The sequence below is a fragment of the Nocardia sp. CDC159 genome (genome assembly GCF_023740735.1).
GTDB lineage: Bacteria > Actinomycetota > Actinomycetes > Mycobacteriales > Mycobacteriaceae > Nocardia > Nocardia pulmonis.
The window spans coordinates 155,432-174,417 of sequence record NZ_JAMRXH010000009.1; the positions used below are offsets into that span (position 1 = coordinate 155,432).

Below are 18,986 nucleotides of genomic sequence, written 5' to 3' on the forward strand. Positions count from 1 at the left end.
GTTCACCAGTTTGCCTTGACCGGTTCGGTGGACGTAGGGGCGGGATGGGAAAGGCTTGCCAGACCGCCCACTGCTAGGGTGACGAGCACCCCGATCGGGACCAGCCACTGCGCGGCAATTCCCTTGTGCGCGACGGTGCCCGCGACCTCCACCTCGATCTTGACCACCCGCACCACGAACGTCATCACCAGCACCGTCACGACGAATGCCACGATCGCGTCGAATTGGTTGGCGCGCTTGACGAGTCGTCCCAGCAGGAACGCGCCCAGCAGCGCGCCGTAGGTGTACCCGGCGATGGTCAGCGCGGTGAGGTAGACGTTGCCGGTGGTGGCGCTGAAGCCCATGGCGAACACCGCCATCAGCACCGCCCACACCAGCGTCATGATCCGGCCCAGCCGCAGCAGCGTCGCATCGGAGAGCTGACGTTTCCAGAAGCTGTGCACGATATCGGCGACGGTCGAATTGGCCATCGAGTTCAGCGCCGCCGACAGCGAACCCATGCAGGCGCCGAGGATGCCCGCGACCAGCAGTCCGGAGATCACCACCGGCAGCCCGTGCAGGATGAAGTTCGGATACAGGTTGTCGGCGGTGGCCAGGCCCAGCTCCTTGGCGGACTTGCCGTCGTTGTAGGCCCACAGCAGCGCGCCCACCAGCGAGAAGGCGGCGAACTGCAGGGCGATGAAGACACCCGAGCCGATCATCGCCTTGCGGCTGTCGCTCACCGAGCGGGTGGCCAGGATGCGCTGCACGATCAGCTGATCCGAGCCGTGCGAGGCCATGGTGAACAGGGCGCCGCCGATGATCGCGGTGGGCAGCGCGAACGGGCTGGTGAGGATGTGCCCGAGATCGAATTCGGTGTCGAACAGCCGGAATTTCCCGGCGTGGTAGGCGTCCGCCCAGCCGCTCGCGCCGACATGGCTGCTCAGCACGCCGATCGCGATGAACGCGCCGAGCAGATACAGGCCCATCTGAATGGCATCGGTCCAGATGACCGCCTTGATGCCGCCGAGGTAGGTGTAGACGACGGTGACCAGCGTCATGAGCACGATGATGACGTCGTAGCCCAGCTTCAGGCCGAATTCGCCGAGCAGCAGTTGCAGCGGGATCGCGGCGGCGAACAGCCGCACCCCCTCGGCCAGCAGGCGGGTGAAGACGAACGTCACCGACGCGACGCCCTGCAGATAGCGGCCGAAGCGCTCCTGCAGATACTGGTAGGCGCTGACGAAGCCGCCCCGCTTGTACAGCGGGATCAGCGCGAAGGCCACGACCGTGCGACCGATGATGTAGCCCAGCGCCAGCTCGACATTGCCGAAGGCCTGATCGGTGTAGGCGCCGCCGGGGATGGAGATGACGGTGAGCACGCTGGTCTCGGTGGCCACCACCGAGAAGCACACGGCCCACCAGGGCATCTTGCCCTCGCCGACGAAATAGTCGCCGCTGGAGCGCTGCCGCCCGGAGCGGCGCAGGCCCACCCAGGCCACGACGGCGAGGTAGACGACGATGACACCGACGTTCAGTGCGTTCATCGTGGCTCCCCGAGGGCGGGCTGCGGGACGGCTGTTAAGGAATTCTCAATTGACACATCACTTCTGTCAATAATTTTCAGCACGGCGAATCACCAATTTCTCCACTGCGGTTGCGGTGTCGGCGGCCAACAGGGCGGCTCCATCGATCGACCCGCCCAGCGGGGTCCGGCGCTCGATGCGGTGCGCGATGGCCGCGTCGAGCGGATCCAGCAGGGCGGCACCGAGGTTGATCAGCCCGCCGATGATCGCACAGGGAACCGGTGCTCGCAGCCCCGAGCGCGCGGCCGCCGCGAGCGCCGTCGCGGCCAGGGCGCGGGCGGCCTCGGCCATGATCTCGGCCGCGACGGGGTCGGTCTCCGCGGCGAGGGCGACCACGGGGGCGAAGCGGGCGGTGAGCAGCGGGGGATTGTCGTGGCGGCCCAGGTAGTAGGGCAGGTCCGAGAGGGGGACGCCGTATTCCTCCACCGCCTCCTCGGCCAGCGCGGTCCGCGGTCCGCGTCCGTCGAACGCCCGCAGCGCCGCGCGCAGGCCCATCAGACCGATCCACGCGCCGCCGCCCTCGTCGCCGAGCAGCGGACCCCAGCCATCGATCCGGACGAGTTCGCCGCCCTCGTCGACGGCCGTCGCGACCACGCCGGTGCCGATGCTGAGCACCACGCCCGGATTGCCGCCCAGCGCCCCGACGTGCGCGGTGACCGCGTCGGAGGTCACCGCCACCGCGGCGACATCGGGCAGTTCGGCCAGCCGGTCGGCGAGTTCGGCCGCGGCAGTGGGCGCCGACCAGGCCCCGGCGGCGCCGATCGACACATCGAAAGGCTTTGGGAAGTCGTTGGTTTCGTCGACGATCCGCCGAATCGCGCGATAGGCCGCCGGGCCGCCGTCGGCGTCGGCGAGTCCGCGGGTCCCGGCCGCCTTGGTGGTGCGCACCTCGCGCCCGTCGATGCGCAACGAGCTGCGGCAGTTGGTCTTCCCGAGATCCACGGCCAGGACGGGACGGCTCATGACCGCACCGCCATCGCAGCGGCGCCGGGAATGCTGCGCAGATCTCGCGATCGCGTCTCACCGGCCCAGACGAAAGCGGTCACCGTCGCGGCCAGCATCAGGCACAGCAGCAGCGCGACCGGCCGCGTCGACGGATATCGTTGCAGCAGGGCGATGCCCACGATCGGCGCGACCGAGCCGCCGACCACGGTCGCCAGCTGATAGCCCAGGGACGCTCCGGTATAGCGGACGGCGCTGGGGAACAGTTCGGCGAAGAAGGGCGCCTGCGCACCGGTGAGCAGGCCGTGCAGGGTGAGGCCGACGCCGATCACGACCAGGATCGCCGCGAATCGGCCGGTGTCCACCCACGGGAGGGCGACCAGCGCCCAGATGGCGATCAACACGGCCAGCACGATACTCGAGATCCGCCGGCCGTACCGGTCGGCCAGTGCCCCGCCGAGCACGATTGCTACGGCTTGGCTGACCGAGGCGACGGTAATCGCGCTCAGCGCGGTCGATCTGGGCACGTGCACGATCTTGGTGAGATAGGCCAGCAGGTAGATGTTGAAGGTGTAGTACGTGGCCTTCTCACCGACATCGGCCAGCGCGGCCATGAGCACCTGTTTGTGATGGTGCGCCAGCACGATTCGCAGGGGGGCGCGCCCGTTCTCGGCACGCCGGGACGCCTCGACGAACAGCGGTGACTCCTCGACCGCGTGGCGCAGCCAGAGGCCCACGGCGACAAGGACTATCGACAGCAGAAACGGAATCCGCCAGGCCCAGTCCTGGAACTGATCGCCGGTGACCATCCGCCCGAGCGCGGCCAGGACACCGGTGGCGATCAGATTGCCCAGCGGCCCACCGGTTTGCGGCCAGCTGCTCCAGAATCCGCGGTGCCGCGGCGAGCCGTGCTCGGCCACCAGCAGCACCGCCCCGCCCCATTCCCCGCCCAGCGCCAGCCCCTGGATCAGCCGCAGCACGACCAGCAGGACCGGCGCGGCCACGCCGATGGTGGCGTAGCCGGGGACCAGCCCGATCGCCACGGTGGCCGCGCCCATCACGATCAGGCTCAGCGACAGCGTGCGGCGGCGGCCGACCCGGTCGCCGAGATGGCCGAACAGCACCCCGCCCAGCGGGCGGGCGGCGAAACCGACGGCATAGGTCACCATCGCCAGCAACACGCCGGTCAGCGGGTCTTGACTCGGGAAAAACGTCTTGTCGAAGACGAGCGCGGCGGCCAGGCCGTAGAGGAAGAAGTCGTAGAACTCGATGGTCGTCCCCGCCACGCTCGCGGCCACGATGCGGGCGAAGCGGGGGCTGTTCGGGTGGGGCATGGACTCGACTATGGCTGCCCGATACTTCCGAAGTGAATCGATTCGAGCCCCCGATTCCGTGGGCACGGCGTGGCGCCCAGGGGTGTCGCGTCACGGCCGCTACAGTGCGCTTCCGGTAGCTGCCCGATTGCACACAACTCGTCGACTGCCGATGCCTAGGAGGCGTGCGTGCGGCTGTACTCCCGCGTTCTGGGATTCGGTGCGTTCGCGCTGGTGTCGCTGCTGGTGACGATCATGATGTGGAACAGCCTGGCGCACGATGTCGCGGGCCCGACCGTGCGATATTCGGCGACGTTCTCGAATGTGCTCGGCCTGCGGGCGGACGACGACGTCCGGATGGCCGGGGTGCGGGTGGGCAAGGTGACCGGCATCGAGCTGGCCCGCGATCCGGTTTCGGGCAAGCATGTCGCGCGGGTGTCGTTCGCCGTGCAACGCAACCAGACGCTCTACACCGATACCAAGGCCCTGGTGCGCTATCAGAATCTGCTCGGCCAGCGCTATCTGGCGCTGGCGCCCGGCGCGGCCGGTGACGCCCGGCCGCTGGCGAGCGGCGCGGCCATCCCGCTGGAGCGGACCGAGCCGTCGTTCGATATCTCGGGGCTGCTCAACGGCTTCGCGCCGCTGTTCGAGGTGCTCTCGCCCGACCAGGTGAACCGGCTGTCGGGCACCCTGGTTCAGGCGCTGCAGGGCGATCGAGTCTCGCTGGCGGCGTTCATCACCCAGGCCGCCGATCTCGCCGTCGACTTCCATCGCCGCGACGCGATCCTCGCCGAGGTGATCACCAATCTCAGCGGCATCATGAGCGGGCTGGCCGCTCGCGGCGCGGAACTCGAGACGCTGGTCACCCAGACCCGCGCCCTGATCGCCGGGCTGTACGAGCAGGGACAGTCGCTGCAGGCGTCGACGACGCGGCTGGCGGCCGACACCGCGGTGCTGCTGGATCTCACCACCCGCATCCGCCCATCGCTGATCGCCGCGCAGACCTCCGTGCGCGACGCGCTCACCCTGCTGCTCGACAATGGCGAGCGGTTCGAGCGGGCGGCGGTCGATGTGCCCGCCCTGCTCGCCGATATCGGCCGCGCCAATCAGGACGGCGCCTACACCTCCGCCTACGCGTGCAGCCTGGACGTCTCGCTGTACGGGATCCTGTTGCCGCGCGGCCTGCTACCGCTGGTCGGCGGCAACTCGCATTCCGCGATCTGCCGCTGATATCGGCATTGACACCGCCGGTCGCGCGATCCTACGTTCGAGCAACGAACGTTTCCCGATCCGGAGGACCGTATGACCTCGCTGCTGCCGCACCATCAGCCCCACTGCCTGGGCTGCGGTCCGGCCAACGCGTCCGGTCTCGGCATCGAATTCGTCCGTGACGGTGATGGGATTCGCGGCGTGCTGAGCCTGGACCGGCGGCACGAGGGAGCGCCCGGCCTGGCCCACGGCGGTGCGGTCGCCGCCATCCTGGACGAGGCCGCCGGAACCGCCCTGCTGCCGCTGCGGCTGCCCGCGGTCACCGCGCAGCTGAATGTGTCCTTCGCCCAGCCGGTTCCGCTCGGGCGCGAGCTGACCGTACGGTCGCGGCTGGACCGCCGCGATGGCCGCAAGCTGCACATCAGCGCCGTCCTCGAGCTCGACGGCCGGGTCGCCGCGCGGGCCGAGGCGCTGTTCGTGGAGGTCGCCGCCGAGCATTTCCACGCGCACGGCGCCGCGCCGGGTGACCTTCCGGCCCTGGGGATCTGACGAATCGAGCGAATCGTCCCGGCCCGGGCGTGACAATGGGTGGGGTATTCCGCCACCGGTTCGTATTTGGAGGTCGTCATGACCGACCGGGAATCGTTCGATTACGTCATCGTGGGGGCGGGCAGCGCGGGCTGCGTTCTCGCCAACCGGCTCACCGAGGATCCGGCGGTCACCGTCGCGCTGCTCGAGGCGGGGCCCGCCGACGATGCCGATGAGATTCATATTCCGGCCGCCTGGGGCAAACTGATCCGCACGCAATGGGATTGGCGCTACGAGACGGTGCCGCAGCGGCGACTGGGCGGGCAGCGCGCCTACTGGCCGCGGATGCGGGCGCTGGGCGGCTGCTCATCGATGAACGCCATGATCTACATCCGCGGCAATCGCGTCGACTACGACGGCTGGCGGCGGGATTTCGGCGCGGTCGGCTGGAGTTACGAGGATGTGCTGCCGTACTTCGTGAAATCGGAGACCAATACCGGGCTGCGATCGCCCTATCACGGCACCGACGGGCCGCTGCATGTCGAAAACCCGCGCTACACACACGAACTCACCGATGCGTGGGTGGCGGCCGCGGTCGCGGCGGGGCTGGCGCGCACCGACGACTTCAACGCCGCCGAACAGGACGGGGTCGGCCGCTATCAGGTGACGCATCGGCGCGGTCGGCGCTGGTCGACCGCGGACGGCTATCTGCGTCCGGTGCTGTCGCGGCCCAATCTGAGCGTGCGCACGGGCGCGCACGCCACCCGGGTCCGCTTCGACGGCACCCGCGCGATCGGGGTCGACCATCTGTCCGGCGGGCGGGAGCGCACGGTCTACGCGACCGCTGAGGTGCTGCTGTGCGGCGGTACGGTCAATTCGCCGCAGCTGCTGATGCTTTCGGGTGTCGGCCCGGCGGAGCACCTGCGTGAGCACGGCATCGATGTGGTCGCCGATCTACCCGGCGTAGGGGAGAATCTGCACGATCATCCGGCCACACCCATACTGTGGCACACCCGCGACACCTCGGATCTGGCGCAGTTCGAGACCCCGCTGCGGCTGGCGCAGTGGCAGGCGCTGGGGCGGGGACCGCTGGCGTCCAATATCGGGGAGGGCGGCGGATTCGTCCGGACCCGCCCGGAGCTGACCGCCCCGGATATGCAGTATCACGTGGCGCCGACGGCGTTCTACGACAACGGATTGCACGAGAGCCTGGCCCCGATGTTCACCGCGGGGCCGACGCTGGTCGAGGTGCACAGCCGGGGGCGGCTGCGGCTGCGGTCGGCCGATCCGCTGTGGAAGCCGGAGATCGATCCGGCCTATCTGTCCGATCCGCGCGATATGGACGCGCTGCTGGCCGGGATCGGGCTGCTTCTCGATATCGTCCGACAGCCGCCGATCGCGAAATACCTTGGCCGCCCGTATCTTCCGGAGGCGGTCGACACGCTCGACGAGGACGGGCTGCGCGCCCATGTCGAACGCTGGACCCAGACGCTGTTCCATCCGGTCGGCACCTGCGCCATGGGCGCCGGTGCGATGGCGGTGGTGGATCCGGAGCTGCGCGTACGCGGGGTCGAGGGCCTGCGCGTGGTGGACGCCTCGATCATGCCGCGCATCGTGCGCGGCAACACCAATGCCCCCGTCGTGATGATCGGCGAGAAGGCCGCCGACCTGATCCGTGGCCGCGGCGCGGGCGCCGTGGTCGTTCCCGCCGCGAAGGAGAGCAGCCGATGACCGCGACCAGCGAAATCCACTCCGCCGCTTCGGCGTCCGTGTTCGAGGTGCGCAATCCGGGTACCGGCGATCTGGTCGGCACCTATCCCGTCCACACCCGTACCGATGCCGTCGCTGCGGTCGAGCGCGCCCGCGCGGCGTTCGGCTGGTGGTCGGAGCTCGGCTATCGCGAACGCGCCGAACGGCTTTCCCGGTTCGCGGGGGTGATCGCTCGGCGGATGGGGCAGTTGGGTGCGGTCGTGCACGACGAGACCGGCAAGCCGTATTCCGATGCCGTGCTGGAGTCGGCGCTGGTGCTGGATCACTTGAAGTGGGCCGGGCGCAATGCCGCGAAGGTGCTGGGGCGCAGGAGGTCCCGGGTGGGGCTGTTGAGCTTCAATCACGCCGCGTCGGTGGAGTACAAGCCGCTGGGCGTGGTCGGGGTGATCGGTCCGTGGAACTATCCGGTGTTCACGCCGCTGGGTTCGATCGTCTATGCGCTGGCGGCGGGAAACGCGGTGGTGTTCAAGCCGAGTGAGTACAGCCCGGGCGTGGGGGCCTGGCTGGTGGACATGTTCGGCGAGGTGGTGCCGGAACAGCCTGTGCTGCAACTGCTCACCGGCGACGGGAGCACCGGCGCGGCGCTGTGCCGGGCCGGGGTGGACAAGATCGCGTTCACCGGATCCACCGAGACCGCCAAGCGGGTGATGGCGGTGTGCGCGGAGACACTGACCCCGATGGTGGCCGAATGCGGCGGCAAGGATGTGCTGATCGTCGACGCCGACGCGGATCTGGACGCGGCCGTGGAGGGTGCGGTCTGGGCCGGGATGGCCAATGCCGGGCAGTCCTGCATCGGTACCGAACGGGTGTATGTGCACCGCTCGGTCTTCGAGCCGTTTCTGGAGCGGCTGGTGACGCGGGCGCGAGCGCTGCGGGCCGGGATCGACGACGGGGCAAAGATCGGGCCCATCACCATGCCGCGCCAGGTCGAGGTGATCTGCCGCCACCTCGAGGACGCGATCGTGCGCGGCGGCCGGGTGCTCACCGGCGGCGTGGGCGAGATCAGCGGGCAGGTGGTGCAGCCCACCGTACTGGTCGACGTGCCCGAGGACGCGCTGGCCGTGACCGAGGAAACCTTCGGCCCCACCCTGACCGTGGCCCCCGTCGACGATATGGACGCCGCGATCGACCGCGCCAACGCCAGCCGTTACGGCCTGTCCGCCGCGGTGTACTCGAAGTCCCGCGGCCGCGACCTCGCCCACCGCCTACGCACCGGAATGGTCAGCGTCAACGCGGTTTTCAACTTCCCGCAAATCCCATCCCTCCCCTTCGGCGGCGTAGGCGCCTCCGGCTTCGGCCGCATCCACGGCCCCGACGGCCTTCGCGAATTCACCTATGCCCACGCCGTCGCCCGCCAACGCTTCGCCCCACCGATGCAACTGGCCACCTTCGACCGCACCGCCAAAACCGATGCCCTGATAGCGAAAACAATGACAATCCTCCACGGCAAACGCCACCTCGGCTGACCGACACCCCCGCCTCGGCCGCAAGCGGCCTCGGCGGGGGACAGGGGTGGCTGCGCTGCGCCCGTGGGTATAACCGGTGCTGCACTGGTGGGTATAGCTGGTGCTGCGTTGGTGGGTGTAGCTGGTGCTGCGTTGGTGGGTGTAGCTGGTGCTGCGTTGGTGGGTGTAGCTGGTGCTGCGTTGGTGGGTGTAGCTGGTGCTGCGTTGGTGGGTGTAGCTGGTGCTGCGCTGGTGGGTGTAGCTGGTGGGTATAGCTGGTGGGTGTAGTCGGTGCTGCGCTGGTGGGTGTAGTCGGCGGAGCTGCGTTGGTCGAGAGGTGGCGACCTGGTTGGTGGGACGTCGGTGGGCGCACGGTGCCCGTGGGGAGGGTGACGCTGCGCCCGTAGGGCGTGGGGAGGGTGTCAGATCCGGGCGCGGATGAACTTGTAGATGACCAGGAGGATGACGGAGCCGACTATTGCGCCGAGGATGGCGTGTTCGACCGGGGGGCGGATGTCGAATTTGTGGGGGGCGAAGACGAGGCTGGCCAGGGTGCCGCCGACGTAGCCGCCTACGATGCCGAGGACGATGGTCCAGAGGATGCCGAAATTTTCCTTGCCGGGGACCAGTAGGCGGGCGATCGCGCCTGCTATGAGGCCGATGACGATCATCACGATGATGCTGCCCATGACGAATGCTCCTTGTGGCGGGCCGAATCGGGCATACCGAAGGTAACAGGGGTGGCCGGGGTGTTCAGTGGGTTCGTGGCCGCACTGTGACACGCCACGCCGAGTGCTCGTGGCTCGGGCGTGGCAGGCCGCCCTGTTCGCCCGGGACGCGGGTGTCCTACCCCGAGATCATCCTGGAGGATGATCCGCCCGCGCCCCACCGACCCGCGTGATCGTCCGCGGGTCGGTGGAAAGGATGAGGTCGATCCAGCTCCCAGGGCGATGTTCGAAGCGGGACGCATCTTCCAGAATCGTTTCGACGGAACGCGATTGGAAGAAGGGACGACCGTGGCGGACAGGGGCAAACAGGAACAGGCCGTATTGTGGACCGTGGGGCTGATTCTGCTGGTCCAGGGCTTCGGATCGGCCCTGACCGAGGCGTTGTGGCAGCACTCGTTCGGGGTGTCCGGAATTCTCATCCACTACGGCGCGCCGGTCTGGTCGTCGTGGATCATCGGGGTGGTCGGGCTGGCGGTCGTGGGCTGGGCGATCAGAGCCGAGCGCGCGAATCGCGCCTGAAAACGACCGTGGCCCGGACGGATTCGTCCGGGCCACGGTCGTCGGTCTCAGAGCTGACCGGGAGAGTTCTTCGCGGCCGAGCGCACGCCGAAGGCGTAGACGACGTCCATGATGCCGATGAAGATCAACCACCAGCCCACCACGAGCGTCAGCGTCGCGATGGAATGGATCGGCCACGTGAACAGCGCGATGCCGCCGAGGATCAGCACGATGCCGAAGAAGATCGACCAGCCTCGGCCCGGCAGCCCCGGCGGTGCCTCGATGCCCGCCACCAGGCCCGCGATCCCGCGGAACATCCAGCTGATCCCGATCCACAGCGCCAGCAGCACCACCGCGTCGCCGATACTGCGGAAGCAGAAGAACGCCAGGATGAACGACAGCACACCGCTGATGAGCGACAACACCCGCCAGCCCGTGCTCACATGCGGCCCGAAGGCCGCGACCAACTGCAGGATGCCCGAGACCAGCAGGTAGATCCCGAACAGAATGCCCGCCACCACCAGTGTCGGCCCCGGCCAGACGAGCACCACGATGCCGACGATCACCGACAGGATGCCGATGACCAGCAATGACTGCCACGCGCTACGGGCCAGCCGATGCAGCGGACCCTCGTAAACACTATTGCTGGTTGCCATAGCCGAAGAATAGGACGGTTCGGGCGTGGCGCGACTCAGCCACGCGTAGCGCGGCGCTAGACCCGTACGGCGACCCGGCCGCGATTGGCCCGGGCGAACTGCCCGGGCGACTGGCCCTTCCAGGATCGGAAGGCGGCGGTGAACGCGGAGACGCTGGAGTAGCCCAGCCGGTCGGCGACCTGTTCCACGGTCAGCCCGGCCATCAGCAGCTCCTCGGCGAGCACGCCGACGGTCTCGAGATTCAGCTCGCGAAAGGTGGTGCCCTCATCGGCGAGCCGCCGCCGCAGCGTGCGCACGCTCAGACCCAATTCGGCCGCGATCCGCCCCTGATCGGTGATCCGCCCGCAACGGATCAGCAGCTCGCGCACCTGCCCGCTCACCCCGCCCCGGTCGCGGCGGCGCTGGACCAGGTCGGCGCACTGCTGTTCGTAGTACCGCACCGTGGCCGGATTCGCCAGCGGCAGTGGGTTTTCCAGCGCGGTGCTGGGCCAGCCCAGCACCGTTTCCGGTGCGGAGAACACCACCCGTTCCGCCCCGAACAGGGCGGCGAACATCTCGTACACCGGATGCGGCTCCAGCGCCACCTCCACCCGCGCGGTCGGCACCTTGATCTGGATCAGATCCTGCTGAATGGTGGTGAGCGCCGCGATATCGCGCTCGAGCACGAAACGTTTGAGCGCCCGCGGCACGTTGTGGTCGTCGCGAAGCAGCCAGATCTCGTCGCCGTGGTCGTGCAGGTTGAAGTGCGCGCAGGTGAACAGCAGATCGGCATGGCGAACCGCGATCTCCAGCGCATGGCGCAGCGTCGAGGAGCTCATCACCGCGAAGCCCAGCACGCCGAGGCTGGGCGGATGGCACAGCAGGCCCGCCATCAGCCCCAACCCCGGCTCGTCGCCGACCTCGCCGACCACATTGCGGGTCAGCGCCAACTCCTGGTCGAGAGTGACCTCGGCGCTGGGATCGCGCAGCTGCTCCTCGCGAATCCCGGTGTCGCGCAGGATGTCCGCCAGCGCCATGCCGCGACCGGTCGCGAAGTTGGTGAGCAGGGCGGCGCCCGTGGTGGAACGGGGCCGGGCCCCGCAGTCACCGGGGCAGGGGCGGGTCATGGTCACACCCGGACGGTGACACGGCCGCGGTTGGCGCGGGCGAACTGTCCGGGCGACTGGCCCTTCCAGGATCGGAAGGCGGAGGTGAACGCCGAGACGCTGGAGTAGCCGAGGCGATCGGCGACATGTTCGACCGTGAGCCCGGCCAGCAGCAACTCCTCGGCGAGCATGCCGACCGTCTCGGTGCTCAGCTCCCGGAACGTGGTGCCCTCGTCGGCGAGCCGCCGCCGCAGCGTGCGGACGCTGACATCGAGATCGGCGGCGATGCGGGTCTGGTCGGCCAGCCCGCCGCGGCGGATGAGCAGCTGCCGTACCCGGCCGCTGATGCCCGCGCGGCCGCGGCGGCGCTGGATCAGATCCGCGCACTGCTGTTCGTAATAGCGCTGGGTGGCCGGATTCGCCTGGGGCAGCGGCATATCCAGCGTACTCGCCTGCCACACCATGCAGGAGCGCTCGGCGTCGAACACGATCGAGTCGACACCGAGCAGCGTGCCGAACATCTCGTAGATCGGATGCGCGGGCAGGGCCAGTTCGACCCGCATGGTGGGCACCCGCATCGGCAGTACGTCCTGCTGCACGGTCCCGACCGCGGCCACATCGCGTTCGAGGACGAACCGGCGCAGATCCTCCGGAACGAAGCGGTCGTCGCGCAGAATCCACACCTCGTCGCCGCGGTCCTCCATCCAGTGCCTGCCCAGGGTGGAGGCCAGATCGGCGTAACGCAGCCCGACCTCGGCCGCCTGCCGCAGCGTCGCACAGCTCATGATGGCGAAGCCGAGGACGCCGAAGTTCGGTGCGTGGCAGAGCAATCCCGCCATCAGCCCCAGGCCCGGTTCGTCGTGGACGCCGCGCACGACATTGCGGGTCAGGGTGATCTCCTGCTCCAGGGTCATCTCGGCGGTGGGATCTCGCAGCTGGGACTCGGTGATCCCGGTGCCGCGCAGGATATCCGGCATCGGCACGCCGCGGGATTCGGCGAAGTCCGCCAGCAAGGCGGCGCCGTTGGTGGAGCGGAGTCGGAGTGGCTCGTCCGTTGCCCTGTCATCGTCCACAGGAAAATCGTCGCAGAATCCCACGCTCGCGCGTCCCATATTCGCCGATTTGTGGCCCAATGCGTGCTGGTTGGACGACGGTGTTAGCCATACGGTTTCTCCATGCCGCATCGCGATCGGCGCACCTTTCCGACCCGGGCGTTCGTCCACTTGGCCCGAGTGCTGCGCGATCGCGGTGCGGCCCCATCATCGACGATGCGCCGGAGTGAGCCACCGAATGCTTTCCGCTCGATCGAATCCCGCCAGCACCGCCTGGATCACCGTCACCGCGCCCGCCGACGGCCGCCTGCTGGGCACCGTGCCGACGGACACCGCCGCGGCGGTGTACACCCTCGTCGACCGGCTACGGGCGGACCAATGGCAGTGGCGCTCACTGGGTGTCGTCGGGCGGGTGCACTGGATGACCCGATTCCGGGATTGGCTGCTGGACAACCGGGACAGCCTGGTGGAACTGCTGGCCGATGAAACCGGCAAGTCGGTATCTGCCGCGGTGCGCGAATTCCGGCTCGGCATGGACGCCCTCGACTACTACCGCACCCACGGCGCGGTCTTCCTCGACATGCAGCGGTCACGGCCGCAGGGCGTCCCGAATGTCGCACTGCCCCTGGCCGTCGGATACCGCCCGTGCGCGGTGGTCGGCGTGCTCGCCGGATGGACCTATCCGCTGGCGGCGATGCTGTTCGACGCGGTGCCCGCGCTGCTGTCTGGATCGGCGGTGCTGCTGCGGCCCGCCTCGGCGACGCCACTGACCGCGCGCGCCATCGTCACCGGCTGGGCCGATGTCGGTGCGCCGCCGGTGCTGGAGTTCGCGGTCGGCCCCGAGGCCGGTCCCGCGATGGTGGACACCGTCGACGCGGTGCATTTCACCGGTTCGCCGGAGACCGGCAAGGTGGTGGCGCTGCGCGCGGCCGCGCGGCTCATTCCGTGTCGGCTCGAATTGGGCGGCAAATCTTCAGCAATCGTGCTGGCGGATGCCGATCTCGATCATGCGGCGGTCGGAATCGCCCTGGGCGGACTGGCCGAATCCGGACAGAACTGCCACAGCATCGAGCGCGTCTTCGTCGAATCACCGGTCTACGACGCGTTCGTAGATCGGCTGGTCACCGAGGTCACCGCCTTTGCCGCCGCCGATCCGGACGATCCCGGTGTGGACGTGCTCACCTCGGCCGCGCACGTGCGCCATCTGCGCGAGCAGGTGCGCGACGCGGTGGCGCACGGTGCCACGCTGTGCGTCGGCGGCGACGGGGCCGGACACGTGTTCGCGCCGACCGTGCTCGCCGAGGTGCGGCCGCCGATGCGGGTGCTGACCCAGCAGACCCTCGGGCCGGTGCTGCCGGTCGTGCGGGTCGACGACGCCGCGGCCGCCGTCACCGCCGCCAACGAGGGGTGCGGTCCGTGCGCCAGTGTGTGGACCGCCGACGAGGCCGCGGCGGCGTATGTCGCCGGACGGCTGCTCGCCGCGCGGGTCGGTCACAACGACGTCTCGGTTCACCTCGCCGCGCCCAGCTATACGTGATGTCCGTTGTCAGAAAGTAGTTCACAAAGGTAGTTCGGAATCGACGAGAGAGTCATGAACAGCTATCCGCACGATGTCCCCGATCCCTTCGATTTCACCGCGGCGGAGGTGAGATGATGGGCGGCTGGCAGGTTTTCGCGGCCACGATGGTGATGGTCGGCATGATGACGGCCGTGGTGCTCGGCGTGCGCCCGCAGCGAATCCCACACGGGCGCACGGTGGCCGAGATCCGGCAGCGCCTTCTCGCCGAGGCCCTGGTCCCGGCGTCGCTGCCGCCCGCCGCCGAGCCGCATTCCGCACCGGATCATCCGCTGGCGATACCGGAGGCGCATCGCACCATGCAGCAGCATCTGGACTGCACCGTCACCGATTGCGAGCGCAAGGCCGCGGCGTTTCGGGTCCTGGTCGCGGCGGGGCGTCTGAAGCCACGCTGACGACAATTCTTCGCATCATTCCCGACGCGCCCCACGCGCCTGTCGAGAAATCCGCACCGAGCTGGGCAATATGTCGGCAATACCGGTGATTTCTCGCAGAAGGGGTGCGTGTGACGACGTTCGAAACACCGACGCTGCAGTTCTGGCCGGTTCCGGTGCGAGCGCGACGGGAGCGTCGCACCCTCGCGCTGGTGACCATCGCCCTGCTGTCGTGTGTGCAAGGCATTGATACAGCGGTGCATTCGATAGCGCTACCGCAGGCGCGGCAGGAATTCGACATGGGCCCCGGTGTCGCGGCGACGGCCGCCGGTATCGGGGCCCTCGCATCGGCGGCCTGCATCCTGGCCGTGGGCATGATCGGCGACCGGACGGGGCGGCGGCGGGTGCTGCTGTGCGGCGGACTGGCGGTGGCATTCGGCAGCATGCTCACCGCCTATGCGCCCGATGCCGGGGTATTCCTGCTCGGCCGGGTGCTCACCGGAGCGGGGGTGGCCGCCGCGGTCGGCACGGCGCTGGCGCTGGTGCCCGCGCTGTACTTCCGCCACGAACTACCGTGGGTGTTCGGGCTGTGGCTGGGCATCCAGGCCGTCGGGGTGCTGGCCGGTGGCGTCGGGTTGCAGGTGCTCAGCACCCAAACCCCGTGGCGCAATGGTTATCTGATGCTGGCGTGGCTCGTGCTGGGGCTGGTGACGCTGGCCTGGCTCGCGGTTCCCGACCACCGCCCCGTCGGTCCGCGGCGCTTCGATGTGGGCGGAGCGCTGTTCGGATCGGTCGCGCTCGTCGCGGCGCTGATCGCCATCGGGCGCTCGGTCGACTATCGGTGGGACAGTCCGGGCGTATTCGGCACGCTGGCCTTCGCCGTGCTGGCGGGTGCGGTATTCGTGCGCTGGGAGCGTCGCCGCGGGCGGCCCGCCTTCCCGGTGGCACTGCTGGATTCGCTGCCCTTCGTGGCTGCGTGCCTGGCCGGGGTGGTTTTCGCCTTCGCCGAGGCGGTGTATCTGTGCCAGACCGCGGTGCTGCTGGCCGACTATGTGGCCGGTCCGGTGCTGCCGGTGGCCCTGGCCGTGGTGCCGCTGTCGCTGGGCATGCTGCTCGGCGCGGTGCTGGCGGGGCAGGCGCAAGAGGCCGGGACCACGACGCGCGCGGTGCTGGCCTCGGGACTGGTGTGCTGTGGGCTCGGCTCGCTGACGCTGATCTTCGTCGCCGAGCGGACCGAGCTGTGGCTGTACGCGGCGGCGGGGGCGTTGATCGGATTCGGCCTGATGTGGGCGCAGAACGCGCAGTCGGTGCTGATCATGTCGGCGGTGCCGCCCAATGCGGCCGGGGCGGTGGCGGCGGCGAAATTCGGTGTGGCACAGGTGGGTTACGCGTTGGGGCTGAGCACACTGGCCCCCATCGTGGCCGCGATCCCGACCACGGCCCCGGCCGGTACCGTCCAGGCCGACATCCACCGCTACACCGAGGGCATGTTCGTCACCAGCGTGGTGGTGTTCACCGCGGCGGTCGGCGTGATCATCATGGTGTCGGGCAACCTCGCCCGCGTCGTGGTGCGTACCCCGCTGCCGCATCGGCTGGGCGGCGCGCGGCCGGTGCCGATGCGGCTGTGGTACCGAGGTTCACAGCTGCACGGTGAGCAGGCGGTATCCCAGATCCAGCGTGGCGCGGCCGAGCAGTTCCGGATGGCGGTCCGCCCAGGCGCCGCTGTCGAGATCGGCGCGCAGCCGGGAAAGCCCTTCGCGCAGTTCGGCTTCCGGGGTCAGGGCGAGCATCGACATCCCCGCGCGGACGGTCGGGTCGAGATAGGCATGCGGGCGACGCCAGAAGGCGCCGCCGAAGCCGTCGGCACAATCGTGCGGGACCGCGACCTCGCTGACGACGACATCGCCGAGGCGTTCGACGAGTTCGTCCAGTGGCACGGCCAGCATGGCGTCGGTCTCGGCCGCGGCGGGCAGATATTCACGCAGCAGCCAGAATTCCCGGAAGACGCGATCATCCCAGGTCAGCACGACCACACGGCGGCGGGCGATCCGTTTCATCTCCGCCAGCCCGCGATCGAGATCGCTCCAGTGCTGCACGGTGAGCACCGCTAGCGCGGCATCGACCGAAACCGATTGCAGCGGAAGGTGTTCGGCGACGCCGCGGACCGCCGCGGCCGCGCCCGGCGGCCGCTGCGCGAGCATCACCGGACTCGGCTCCACCGCCACCACGGTGCGCTCCGGCTCATAGGATCCGGTGCCCGCCCCGATGTTCGCGATCGAGGTCATACCCCGCAGCGCGTGTTCGATCCGCGCGGCGATGCGCGGATCGGGGCGGCGGGTGCGGGCGTAGGTGCGGCCGGTCGAGTCGTAGCGGGTCATCGCAATATCATGACGCCGCCGGTCGGGTGAGCAGCGCGGAACGCCGAAGCATCGGTTTGGCGAACATGTCGCTGCCGGTGCGCCATTGCCGGCCTGGCCGAGCGCGTCATGGACCGTGTGCTCGCCGAGGTCACGACCGGATGAGGAGCGGCCGAGCCGCTCCTCGCGATATCAGGCGGAGGCCGCCGCCGCGGCGCTGAGCGGCGCGAGGGTCGCGCTGCCGGTACCGAGCAGCGGGGCAATCGGGCCGAGAGCCGCGCTACCGGACGTCAGGAGCGAGCCGAGCGGGCCGAGGGCCGCGCTGCCGGGCTCCAGCGGCGAGCCGAGCGGGCCGAGTGCCGAGCTGCCGGTCTCGGCGAGCGAGCTACCGGTGTCGAGGGTCGCGCTGCCGGACTCCAGGACCTTCGTCAACGCGGCTCCGGCCTGTACCGCGGTGCCGAGGTCGGCCAGTAGTGCGCCGAGATCGGTTGCCGAGCGCGGGTTTTCGGCGGTGGCATCGGCCTCGGCGCAGTCGGCGGTGGCGGTCTCCTCGGCCGGGGGTGGCTCGGTCGCGGCGCTGCCGGACTCGACGACTCGTGCCACCGTCGCTCCCGCGGTGAGCGCCGCGCCCAGGCTGGTCAGCAGGGAGCCGAGATCCGTTGCCGCCGAGGGTGTCCGGACGTCGACGTGGGCGGCGGGTGCGGGGCGGTGGTGGGGCCGCGGGGCCGGGCGCTCGGTGGTGGCGGGTTCGTCGTGCGGCTCTGGCCTCGGCTCGGACAGCAGGGGTAAGCCGGGACGGCTCGGGGGCGCAGGCGCGGTAGCGGTGTCCGCGTCGCCCACCGGATCCGCTGCGCGCCTGGGCATCTCGGTGGGGGTGGGGGCCGGAATCGAGGTTTGGTCGGGGATGTCCAGCTGGGACCAGGTCGCGGTGAGGGTCGTGGCCTGATTCGAGGGAGCCGGACCGTGCTGGGTGGTGATGCCCGCCGTGACCAGCGCCGTCAGCGAGAGCATGGCCAACCGCATCGAACAGAGCGGATTGGGTCGCGTGCTGTGCTTTCCCATCGGTTGTTTTTCCTTCGTAACGAGTCGATTAGAAGCCCGGAACGATATGCGCACGACAAGATCGAGAATGTGCGGTCGGGTGGAACAACTATTTCCGGATGGGCGACATCGTAACGGTGCCAGCGGGCCTCTCGGGACGGTTTGCACAATGTTTTAGTGATCATTTGTAGATCTTGCACACCGTCTTGTCAGAGTGCTACCGTTACCCAACCGTGATGCTGCTCGTAAAGGGGAATTCATGCGTTCTTCTTCAGCTTTCGACAGATCATTATCGTACAGTGTCGGATTAATGGCTTTTGTCGCTTGTGTCATTCTTTCGGCGCCTCCTGCCGCCGCGGCGCCACAGGCGCGGTCGGTCGCCGATCGGGTGGTCACGCTCACCAATGCCGAACGGGCGAAGGCGGGATGCGACCCGCTCCGCGCCGAACCCCGGCTCACCCGGGCCGCGCAGGCGCACGCAGAGGATATGGCGGCCAAGGGCTTCCTGAGTCACAACTCGTCGCGGGGCGGCCCGGGTGATCGCATTCGGGCGGCCGGGTATCGCGCGCGGATGTGGGCGGAGAATATCGCCGCGGGTCAGTCCGGTCCGTCCGAAGTCGTGGCCGCGTGGATGCGCAGTGCGGGCCATCGCGCCAATATCCTGAATTGCAGACTCCGGGATATCGGGGTGGGTTCCGCTCCGGGAAGAAACGGCACGCCGTATTGGGTGCAGAACTTCGCCACATCGCGCTGAAGCGACCGTTGGTTATTGTTTTGTGATGTATTGGCGGTGCGCGCCCGATCGCCACCCGACATCCACGAGTGGGCGCTGGTGCACCGGGCGGAA

17 protein-coding genes and 1 pseudogene are annotated in these 18,986 nt (G+C 69.1%); 9 read left to right on the forward strand and 9 right to left on the reverse strand.

Going from position 1 to position 18,986, the window contains the following annotated elements; translation table 11 throughout:
* Positions 1–2: 2 nt before the first annotated feature.
* The 3 genes from NDR87_RS20955 to NDR87_RS20965 all read right to left on the reverse strand — a co-directional run bounded on the left by NDR87_RS20955 (position 3) and on the right by NDR87_RS20965 (position 3,841).
* The gene (locus tag NDR87_RS20955; RefSeq protein ID WP_251914717.1) at positions 3–1,526 is read right to left on the reverse strand and encodes a sodium:solute symporter; all 1,524 of its coding nucleotides are present in this window, start codon (positions 1,524–1,526) and stop codon (positions 3–5) included.
* Between the two features lie 66 nt (positions 1,527–1,592).
* On the reverse strand, positions 1,593–2,528 hold the full coding sequence (locus NDR87_RS20960) for an N-acetylglucosamine kinase (RefSeq protein ID WP_251914718.1): 936 nt from the start codon (positions 2,526–2,528) through the stop codon (positions 1,593–1,595).
* Positions 2,525–3,841, reverse strand: a complete 1,317-nt coding sequence (locus NDR87_RS20965) for an MFS transporter (protein ID WP_251914719.1) — start codon at positions 3,839–3,841, stop codon at positions 2,525–2,527. Before NDR87_RS20965 ends, NDR87_RS20960 begins: the two co-directional genes overlap by 4 nt.
* A 168-nt stretch (positions 3,842–4,009) precedes the next feature.
* Between NDR87_RS20965 and NDR87_RS20970 the strand changes: the two genes are divergently transcribed.
* From NDR87_RS20970 to NDR87_RS20985, 4 genes are all read left to right on the forward strand, one after another.
* Entirely contained in the window at positions 4,010–5,050 is a 1,041-nt protein-coding gene (locus NDR87_RS20970; protein WP_308212121.1) for an MlaD family protein, read from the forward strand.
* 72 nt (positions 5,051–5,122) lie between these two features.
* Positions 5,123–5,578: a PaaI family thioesterase gene (locus tag NDR87_RS20975; protein WP_251914720.1), complete on the forward strand. Its 456-nt coding sequence runs from the start codon at positions 5,123–5,125 to the stop codon at positions 5,576–5,578.
* A 78-nt stretch (positions 5,579–5,656) separates the two neighbouring features.
* The gene (locus tag NDR87_RS20980; protein WP_251914721.1) at positions 5,657–7,288 is read left to right on the forward strand and encodes a GMC family oxidoreductase; all 1,632 of its coding nucleotides are present in this window, start codon (positions 5,657–5,659) and stop codon (positions 7,286–7,288) included.
* A complete protein-coding gene (locus tag NDR87_RS20985) occupies positions 7,285–8,793 on the forward strand; it encodes an aldehyde dehydrogenase family protein (RefSeq protein WP_251914722.1) in 1,509 nt (502 codons plus the stop codon). Before NDR87_RS20980 ends, NDR87_RS20985 begins: the two co-directional genes overlap by 4 nt.
* 401 nt (positions 8,794–9,194) lie before the next feature.
* Here the strand turns inward: NDR87_RS20985 and NDR87_RS20990 are convergent, their stop codons facing one another.
* Entirely contained in the window at positions 9,195–9,461 is a 267-nt protein-coding gene (locus NDR87_RS20990) for a GlsB/YeaQ/YmgE family stress response membrane protein (protein ID WP_251914723.1), read from the reverse strand.
* 327 nt (positions 9,462–9,788) lie between these two features.
* Between NDR87_RS20990 and NDR87_RS20995 the strand changes: the two genes are divergently transcribed.
* Positions 9,789–10,019 carry a hypothetical protein gene (locus tag NDR87_RS20995; protein ID WP_251914724.1) on the forward strand — a complete coding sequence of 77 codons (231 nt, stop codon included), beginning with the start codon at positions 9,789–9,791 and terminating at the stop codon, positions 10,017–10,019.
* Positions 10,020–10,066: 47 nt separating this feature from the next.
* On the opposite strand, the gene NDR87_RS21000 is transcribed toward NDR87_RS20995, so the two are convergent.
* The 3 genes from NDR87_RS21000 to NDR87_RS21010 are packed head-to-tail and all read right to left on the reverse strand — an operon-like array spanning position 10,067 to position 12,812.
* Positions 10,067–10,654: an HdeD family acid-resistance protein gene (locus NDR87_RS21000; RefSeq protein ID WP_251914725.1), complete on the reverse strand. Its 588-nt coding sequence runs from the start codon at positions 10,652–10,654 to the stop codon at positions 10,067–10,069.
* 56 nt (positions 10,655–10,710) lie between these two features.
* Positions 10,711–11,760, reverse strand: coding sequence for an AraC family transcriptional regulator (locus NDR87_RS21005; protein ID WP_251914895.1), 1,050 nt, complete (start codon positions 11,758–11,760; stop codon positions 10,711–10,713).
* A 2-nt stretch (positions 11,761–11,762) separates the two neighbouring features.
* Positions 11,763–12,812 (reverse strand): AraC family transcriptional regulator, encoded by a 1,050-nt coding sequence (locus NDR87_RS21010; protein WP_251914726.1) that lies wholly within the window; start codon positions 12,810–12,812, stop codon positions 11,763–11,765.
* 217 nt (positions 12,813–13,029) lie between these two features.
* Between NDR87_RS21010 and NDR87_RS21015 the strand changes: the two genes are divergently transcribed.
* The 3 genes from NDR87_RS21015 (at position 13,030) to NDR87_RS21025 (ending at position 16,852) form a co-directional block, all read left to right on the forward strand.
* Positions 13,030–14,328 (forward strand): aldehyde dehydrogenase family protein, encoded by a 1,299-nt coding sequence (locus NDR87_RS21015; RefSeq protein ID WP_251914727.1) that lies wholly within the window; start codon positions 13,030–13,032, stop codon positions 14,326–14,328.
* 113 nt (positions 14,329–14,441) lie between these two features.
* Entirely contained in the window at positions 14,442–14,762 is a 321-nt protein-coding gene (locus NDR87_RS21020) for a hypothetical protein (RefSeq protein WP_251914728.1), read from the forward strand.
* A gap of 191 nt (positions 14,763–14,953) precedes the next feature.
* A complete protein-coding gene (locus tag NDR87_RS21025; RefSeq protein WP_308212130.1) occupies positions 14,954–16,852 on the forward strand; it encodes an MFS transporter in 1,899 nt (632 codons plus the stop codon).
* Here NDR87_RS21025 and NDR87_RS21030 read toward each other — a convergent pair.
* Both NDR87_RS21030 and NDR87_RS21035 read right to left on the reverse strand, forming a co-directional pair.
* Positions 16,838–17,119 (reverse strand): annotated as a pseudogene (locus NDR87_RS21030) (SAM-dependent methyltransferase); the annotation flags it as partial. The gene NDR87_RS21025 and the pseudogene NDR87_RS21030 sit on opposite strands and share 15 nt — an antisense overlap.
* A 171-nt stretch (positions 17,120–17,290) precedes the next feature.
* The gene (locus NDR87_RS21035) at positions 17,291–18,160 is read right to left on the reverse strand and encodes a hypothetical protein (RefSeq protein ID WP_251914729.1); all 870 of its coding nucleotides are present in this window, start codon (positions 18,158–18,160) and stop codon (positions 17,291–17,293) included.
* Positions 18,161–18,398: 238 nt separating this feature from the next.
* Between NDR87_RS21035 and NDR87_RS21040 the strand changes: the two genes are divergently transcribed.
* Positions 18,399–18,893: a CAP domain-containing protein gene (locus NDR87_RS21040; protein WP_251914730.1), complete on the forward strand. Its 495-nt coding sequence runs from the start codon at positions 18,399–18,401 to the stop codon at positions 18,891–18,893.
* Positions 18,894–18,986: the final 93 nt, after the last annotated feature.